Source organism: Xenorhabdus sp. NBAII XenSa04 (genome assembly GCF_963866145.1).
GTDB classification, from domain to species: Bacteria; Pseudomonadota; Gammaproteobacteria; order Enterobacterales; family Enterobacteriaceae; genus Xenorhabdus; species Xenorhabdus indica.
The window spans coordinates 1-8,102 of the sequence record NZ_CAWMEB010000207.1 but is presented as its reverse complement, the minus strand read 5'-3'; the positions used below and the strand labels follow the sequence as shown (position 1 = coordinate 8,102).

The 8,102-nt window shown below is 51.5% G+C and carries 3 protein-coding genes; all 3 read left to right on the top strand.

The window, feature by feature from the left end; genetic code table 11:
• Nucleotides 1-1,189 precede the first annotated feature (1,189 nt).
• Nucleotides 1,190-3,418, top strand: coding sequence for a type VI secretion system Vgr family protein (locus AAC147_RS08435; RefSeq protein ID WP_156115460.1), 2,229 nt, complete (start codon nucleotides 1,190-1,192; stop codon nucleotides 3,416-3,418).
• A 94-nt stretch (nucleotides 3,419-3,512) separates the two neighbouring features.
• On the top strand, nucleotides 3,513-3,923 hold the full coding sequence (locus tag AAC147_RS08430; protein WP_231571671.1) for a DcrB-related protein: 411 nt from the start codon (nucleotides 3,513-3,515) through the stop codon (nucleotides 3,921-3,923).
• 268 nt (nucleotides 3,924-4,191) lie between these two features.
• A partial coding sequence (locus AAC147_RS08425; RefSeq protein ID WP_231571669.1) for a PAAR domain-containing protein occupies nucleotides 4,192-8,102 on the top strand: 3,911 nt, incomplete at its 3' end.

Sequence of the window (8,102 nt, the reverse complement as noted above, 5' to 3'; positions counted from 1 at the left end):
ATCTCTCCTTTTTTTACTGCATCAGCCTGTTTTAAGGCAGTGGGTTGAAAACCAGACCTAATGGTTGTTCGTTAATCAAACAGAATGTCAGTCAATGGCCTATTTTGAGTGGTTTCACTGAGTAATGCGGGGTTCAAATCGGTCATAAAGCCAGACCGGATGGGCTATAGACGTTTGCCGCTTTGCGGCGTCACTTGGTAATCGCTGCGCGTTAACACAAGTGACGCCGCGCCATTTTCGGGACGTTTATCGTGATGAATTAAAACGCAGATGAAGGTTGTACCGATGAAAACGGTATCGTTTAACGTAAGACAGAGCATGTCCTGCTCGGTTATGTGGATAGCCGGGTGGCGAATCACACCGGGAGACTTTCATCATCAGACGGAGGGTTAGGTGTCCGAAGATATCTGCTTCCAAAAGTGCGCAGATTTACCGCAATGTTTGCACTCCCTTTCAGGCTACGGGAGTTTTAATTTCGCCACCTCATGGGTGATCCTTACAGGCGATGAGATCACTGAGATAACAGTGACAGAGGTTAATGACTGCATTTGCTCCGGTCAACCTTTTGTTTGACGCAGTGCTTTATTTTATCCCGGATATGTTTAATTCAATTAATTCTCTGTTTCGCTAAAAAAGATAAAAACCATTTTTATATTTCCTATATAAAAATTATCACAAAGTGATATTAAAGCTATATGGCAACAGATGATGTATCCCTATTTTAAATTTAACTCAAATAACAATTATTATTATGACAACTTATTTAATAATGGCGTTAATAAATGCGCTTATTTATTCAAAAATGATTTCTGTGATATTAATCATAAAACGAGAATGATCATGACTTTTAAATTTTCTTTATATTTAATATTCAAGTTTTTATGTCATTTTTGCGCTATTTCTTGACAGAAATGGATAAAATAACCGCACTTCCATAGATAAAAAATCAGCATATTATACCAGAACGGCAAGTATTTTAATTTTTTACGCTGTTATTGCCGGGGAAGATTTTCTATTTCACTGAGTCTTATTTGGTTTTTATCCGCGCGTTATTTATTATTCCCACTATTTTACTGAACCGAATTAACCGATTTATTGGACAATAAATTGCGTCCTGGATTAATACCTTTGTCAGCGACAACGTGAGTGAAGTTTAAATTGTGTGCCGTACTGTTTGTCCGGACAGGCCATGCCAGCATGTTTCGTCATCAACTCAGGGAGATACACCGTGTCAGAGAAAAAAATCTTCGATAATTTACAACAGGGGCAATCGTATATTCAGCAAGGGAAAGAGGCTTCCGATTTGCTGGGCGGCGGAGGCAAAGACCTTGCAGACAAACTGACCCGGCGTATTGCCGATAAAGAAGTCCTCGCCAAACTAAAACAGAGGCAATCTTTGGTGTCGCAGGGCAACCCGGCCAGTAGTTTGCCGGGGGGTATCAGAAACGCTATCCCCGGTGGTGGCTTTGCGGGCGGGCTGGCCCAAAAAGCGGCTTCCGGACACAGTGCAGCCAGCAAAGCCCTGCAAAAAGCCAGTCAGTTACCGGGCGGCAGTGGGGGTGCAGGAAGTTCCCCCAGTGGTCTGCAATTTACGCTGACGGCAGGCGGTTTACCCCCGGAAACCTTTGTGGTGACCGATTTCACCCTGAGTGAACATTTTTCCCAGCCGTTTCAGCTGGAAGTCGGGCTGGGGAGTGCTGATCCGGCGATTGATTTTCCAGCGGTACTCGATCACATGGCTACGCTGACTATCACGCAGGATGGCGTCGAACAACGCAGTATCACCGGAATTGTAGCCGGCTTTGAGCAGGGCAATACCGGGTTACACCAGACCACCTACCAGATGAGTATCCGTCCGGATTTGTGGCGCACAACGCTGCGCCAGAATTCGCGTATCTTCCAGCAACTGAATATTGCCGCCATTATCACCACGATACTGAAAGAGCACGGTATCCGTGATGTGGTCTTTAGTCTGCGCCATGCCCACCCTGAACGGGAGTTTTGCGTGCAATATCAGGAAACAGATTTCGCTTTCCTGCAACGTCTGACGGCGGAAGAAGGTATTTTCTATTTCTTTGAATGCGGTAACGGACGCAATACGCTGGTGTTTGCCGATGACTGTGGCTCGGTACCACTGGGCAAGGTTTTTCCTTATCAACCGGGGGAGACCAGCACGATAGGTGAGCCGTCTGTCAGCAGTCTGACTCATCGGGCGCAGGTTCGTCCGGCAAACGTGCAGCTTAAAGATTATACGTTCAAAAACCCAGCGTGGCCGGCTGAATTCAGCCAGCAGATGAAAGAAGATACTCTTCAGCAACTGTACTACGAACATTATGATTATCCGGGGCGTTTTAAGGATGAAGCCCACGGGAAAGATTTCACCCGTTACCGGCTGGAAGCGCTGCGTAATAATGCCGTCATGGGACAGGGACGCGGCAATGCCATTGCTATTCAGCCGGGGAAATTATTCACCCTGAGCAACCATCCACGTGAAGATCTGAATCAGCCGTGGCAGGTGGTAGCCACCAGTCATTCCGGCAGCCAGCCGCAAGCGCTAGAAACGGCTAACAGTGGCACAGGTACCACGTTACACAGCCACTTTCACTTTATCCGCCATAACCAGCACTGGCGCCCATCACCGCTGCCGAAACCGGTGATTGACGGCCCACAAATCGCCAAAGTCGTCGGCCCGGCCGGGGAAGAAATCTTCTGTGACCAGTATGGACGTATCCGCCTCCAGTTCCCGTGGGATCGCTACGGCAAGAGCGATGACCAGAGTTCCTGCTGGATACGGGTCACCCAGCCGTGGGCCGGTCAGGGCTGGGGGATGCTGGCTATTCCGCGTATCGGGCAGGAAGTGGTCGTGGATTTTCTGCATGGTGACCCGGATCAACCGATCGTCACCGGGCGCACCTATCACGCCAGCAATATCCCGCCGGGCGGCCTGCCGGGCAGCAAAACCCAGATGGCCCTCCGCTCCAAAACTCACAAAGGTGAAGGTTACAACGAGCTGTTGTTTGAGGATGCGAAAGGCAGTGAGCGGCTGGCTCTGCATGCACAGAAGGATATGCAGACGACGGTAAAAAATGACCAGAGTTTAGTTGTGGAAGCCGGTAACCGGAGCCTGCTCATCCAGACAGGGGATGAATATAAAACCGTGCAGCAAGGCAACCTGACCGAGAACATCTGCCAGAAACGCAGTACACAAGCCAATGTGGTACAGGTGAAAGCAAACGCCGGTAAAGCCGGGGCGGGAACTCAATTGTATGAAGCCCAGGATGATATCACGCTGAAAGTCGGCAGCGGCACCATCCAAATGACGAAAGCCAACATTAAAATTTCGTTCGGGGGCGCCAGTATTGAACTCAATGCCAGCGGGGTTACCGTATTAGGTGGCCAGGTTAACATCAACAAATAACGCATAGTTATTTTTAAATTGCGGCAAGCCAGAAGGAACTTCCATGAACAATCAACCTGATCTCGCGCCTTTCCACTTCAATCAAGGCACTATTATGCTGCCCGCCAGCTGGCAGGATGCCAGTATTCTGGTGTTGAACAGCCCAGATGAAAAAAATGGCACCAGTTTCACCATCTCCCGAGACAACTTACCTTGGGGACTGGCATTCAGTCAGTTCGCTGAGCGTGAAATGACGGCGATTGGCAAGCAACTGAAAGATTATGAAGCAGTAACGCATGAATCCGGTGAGCTGAACGGGTTTGAGACCGAGACCTTTGAGTTTCGCTGGCGTTCGCCGAACGGTGTGGTGCATCAGCTGATGATGATGCTCAATGCTCCCACTCAGGTGTTAATATTCACCGGTACCTGTCAGGGGGAAATGACTGACGTACAGCGAGCGCAAATGCAGGCGATGATGATGACATTCAAACTGCGTGACATGCAAACGTCAACACCAAGATCTTGACAGGGAGGCAGCTATGGGTGTCACACAAAATATCATGTTTGGCGCAGCAGCGGCAGGGCGGCCGTATATTCCGCCGCAGGTCTACGTGCCGTCATCAGCACGGGAGGGGCCGCCCCTTCCTGTACCACCACAAACTGAACCCTCCTTTTCGGATAAGGCTCTGACTTTTTTACAAAGTGAAACGTTCGAAAATATGAGTCTAACTGCCGCAGGGACTTATGCTTTTGCTACCAAGGGACCGGTCGGCGGTGCGGCGTTTGTGGCGGGCGTGGCTTCGGCAAAACTCGGGGCGAAAATCGGCACATGGGTGGGGGATGCGATCGCCCCCACGGTAGCACCGGTGCTTGCCGGTATCTTTGGGCAGCAGAAAGTATCCACTGAAGGTGAGAATCCGGCGCGGGTGGGAGATGCGATTGCTCATCAGAACAAAAATGCGAGCCTGTGGGGGGCGTTAGGAGGGATTTTAATCGGGGCAGTGGCAGCGGTTGTGGTTGGCGCTCTGGTGATCGGCACGGGCGGGGCCGCTCTGGCGATTGTCGTGGGGGCCGCTGCCGGGGGACTGGCGGGGGGATTTGTCGGAGGCGTCTGTTCCAGTATCGGTGCCGCACTCGGGAACTACGGCAGCAATACCGGGACAATTATCGAGGGATCGCCCGATGTATTCTTTGAGGGTAAACCGGTCGCACGGAAAGGCGATCCCGTGGCGTGCAGTGATCATCCGCCGGGGGTGGTTGCCGAGGGCGCGAAAACCGTGTTTGCCAATGGTAAGCCGATTGCCCGGCTGGGGCACCGCACGACCTGTGACGCCAATATCAACAGTGCGGCGGGATCGATTGCTATCACTCAGGAAACAGGAGAGGCTCTTCCTATTTTGCAGGAGGACAACAAGTGGTTGCAGTGGCTGGTGGTGATTGCCGGATTGCTGCCGTTGCCGCACAATAAAAAAAGCGGAGCGAATTCTAAGAAACCGAGAGAATCGGCGCAAAAACAAAGTAAAAACCCCAAAAAAGATGATTGTTGTAGTGATCCGGTCGACATGGCAACCGGGGATTTTCTGCAACAGTGGCCGATGCTCTCCCTGCCGGGCACCTTGCCGCTGTCACTGACCCGTACTTACCGTTCAACCGAAAATTTTGCCGGCCTGTTCGGTCCTAAGTGGTCTGATGACTGGTCGCAGCAGTTGAGGCGAGCGGGGGAAGTGACGCATTTTACCGATGCAGATGGTGTTGTCTACACCTTCCATACGCCGGATGAAAACGTGTTTTCGGTTAACCTGCATGCCGGGCATTATCTTTTGTTTGGCACGTTAACAGGTGGGTTGCACCTGTTTGATCGTCAGACGCAATTAACGCTGAGTTTTGAACAGTCGGCAGGCGATAAACGTTTATTGTCTGCGATCCGTGACCGTCACAATAACCAAATCACTTTCCATTATGATGATCCCTTTGGAGAGCAACAATACCGGCTGTCACAGGTTATCCATTCCGATGGTTATCGCTTATTACTGGACTACGACCAAAACCGCTTGGCTTCTATCGCGTACCTGACTGAAGAACTGCGCCAGACGCTGGTCACCTGTCAGTACAACGCACAAGATTATCTGTCAGAATGCCATTCGTTTCAGTTTAGTCACCTCTGGCACGAATACGATCCCCGTGGCTATATGACCCGCTGGCATGACACGGATTCAACAGATGTGTCGATGGAGTATGATAACCGGGGGCGGGTAGTCTCGGTCAGCACGCCACAAGGCTACTGGCAGGATCGTTTTTTATATGATGATGTCAACCAGGTCACGACCTATCTGGATGCAGAAGGCGGCTGTACCCGCTATTGGTACAATGAGGACGGCCAGATCACCCGCAAAGTTGATCCTCTGGGGCGGGAAACTCTACTGGAATGGGATCTGAGCCATCTACTCTCTGAAACCGATCCTCTGGGCAGAAAAACGCAGTTTGAATATACGCCCTACGGTGAACTGACCCAACTGACACGACCTTCCGGTGAGGTATTTGTCTACGATTATGATGAATACGGTCAACTGTTGCAGGCCAAACTGCCGGATAGCAAAACGTGGCTTTTTCACTACAGCGACCAGGGCGCACTGGATGCGGTGACCGACCCGCAAGGTCGATTGGAAGAGTACCGTTACAACCAGCATGGCGAAATCCTCAGACGGGTACTGCCGGATGGCACCCAATGGCGTTATGAATATGAACAACACCGGCTTCATGGTGTTCTGGCGCCCAATGGTTATACCACCCGCTATGAACAGGATGGACTGGGGCGATTGCGTGGTATAACCGATGCGCTGGGTCAGCAAACCCGTTATCAGCACTGTGCATTCCATGCCAGCCCGGAAAGCAGCATCACGGAAATTGAATTGCCGGATGGGGTAAAACAGCACATCAGCTATGACAATGAACGCCGGGTCACGGCGGTTACCGATGGCGAGGGTAATAGCACCCGTTATAGCTATGGCGCCTTTGACCTGCTGACTCAGCTCACCCGCCCGGATGGGACGGTTCTGCATTTTGGTTATGATCGCTTAATTCGCCTGAACTGCGTGACGATGGCCACCGGTGAAACGTATCGCTATGAGCGGGATTTAGCCGGGCAAATTATCCGTGAAACCGATTTTACAGGACGTACGATCGACTATACCTATGATCGGGCAGGGCGCCGAATCCTGACACGGTATCCCAACGGCCAGTTGATCCGGGTTTGTTATAATGCTAACGACCAGATTTTGCGGCAGGAATACTGGCAGGCCGGAAAACTGGAATATACCTTGCAGGCCGAGACTGCCTATACCTACGACCCCAAAGGCAGGATGATCCGGGCCGTCTCCGCGGATGCAGTGGTGGAATTTGATTATGATGAGGCCGGGCATCTGATAAGTGAGCGTCTGAACGGGCGTGAAATCTCGCATGAATGGGATGACCTCAACGACCTGCCTGTCGCAGAAACAGTGGGCAAAGATACACTGCATTTGGGTTATAACCGGATGGGCTGGTTAGACCGTTTCCAGTTTAACCAACACAGCCCGCTGTCTTTACAGTATGACCCACTGGGACAGGAAACGGTGCGGGAAAGCGCCCACGGCTTTATCCTGGCCAGCCGCTATACCGCAACGGGTTTGCTGTCTCATCAGTCAGCAGGCCGGTCAACTCCCCTGTTCCGGGAAACCCTGCAACAAAACGATCCTCACTTCCCCCCACAAGCCACGGCAGTCAACCGTAGTTGGCAATATGACCGGGCGTATAACATCCGGGTGATTGATGATGGCCGCTGGGGACAGACGCGTTACCGTTACAATACTAACGGTCAGATAACACAGACCCTGTATCAGGGGGCACGCCCGTATGAAGAGCAGTTCAGTTATGATGCCAATGGCAACTTAAACCAGCATATTCCGACAGATGCGCACGGTGCAATCACACAAATCACGCAACGCCAGAAAGCGGGGCGGGTGGTGCAGTACGGCAATATCCGTTATCGTTACGACACCAGCGGGCGACTTATTGAAAAAACCGAGCAGCGTAACGGTTTCCGCCCACAAATCTGGCGCTATCGCTGGGATGTGCTGAATCAACTGACGCAATGTGAAACCCCGGACGGCTCACGCTGGCACTATCAATACGATGCGTTTGGGAGGCGTATCCGCAAGCTGAAAGTATATGATGGTAAACTGGCCACCGCCAATTTACAGCGCTGGCTAGACGGTAAACCGGATTTAACAGTGAAACCCGATGCCATTTTGGGCTATGATTATTTGTGGAGCGGCGACCAGCTCATTGAGGAAACCCCGCTTTATGCCGATGGTACACCGGTGGAAAATCAGCGCATCCGCTGGTTATACGAGCCGGGCGCACTGACACCTTCGGCACGCGCTGAGCGGGGCAAACTGCACTATATCGTCTGTGACCATCAGGGTACGCCGCGCGAGATGCTCAATGAGGAAGGCGGGCTGGTCTGGGCGCAGCGGCTCACCACCTGGGGCAAAGCAGAACGCTCGCAGGTCATCGCCTCCAATGATGTGGATTATCATGTTAACTGCAACCTGCGTTTTATGGGGCAGTACGAGGATGAAGAAAGCGGATTATATTACAATCGGTTTAGGTATTACTCGCCGGAAACCGGGCAGTATATATCGCCGGACCCCATTGGGCTGCTGGG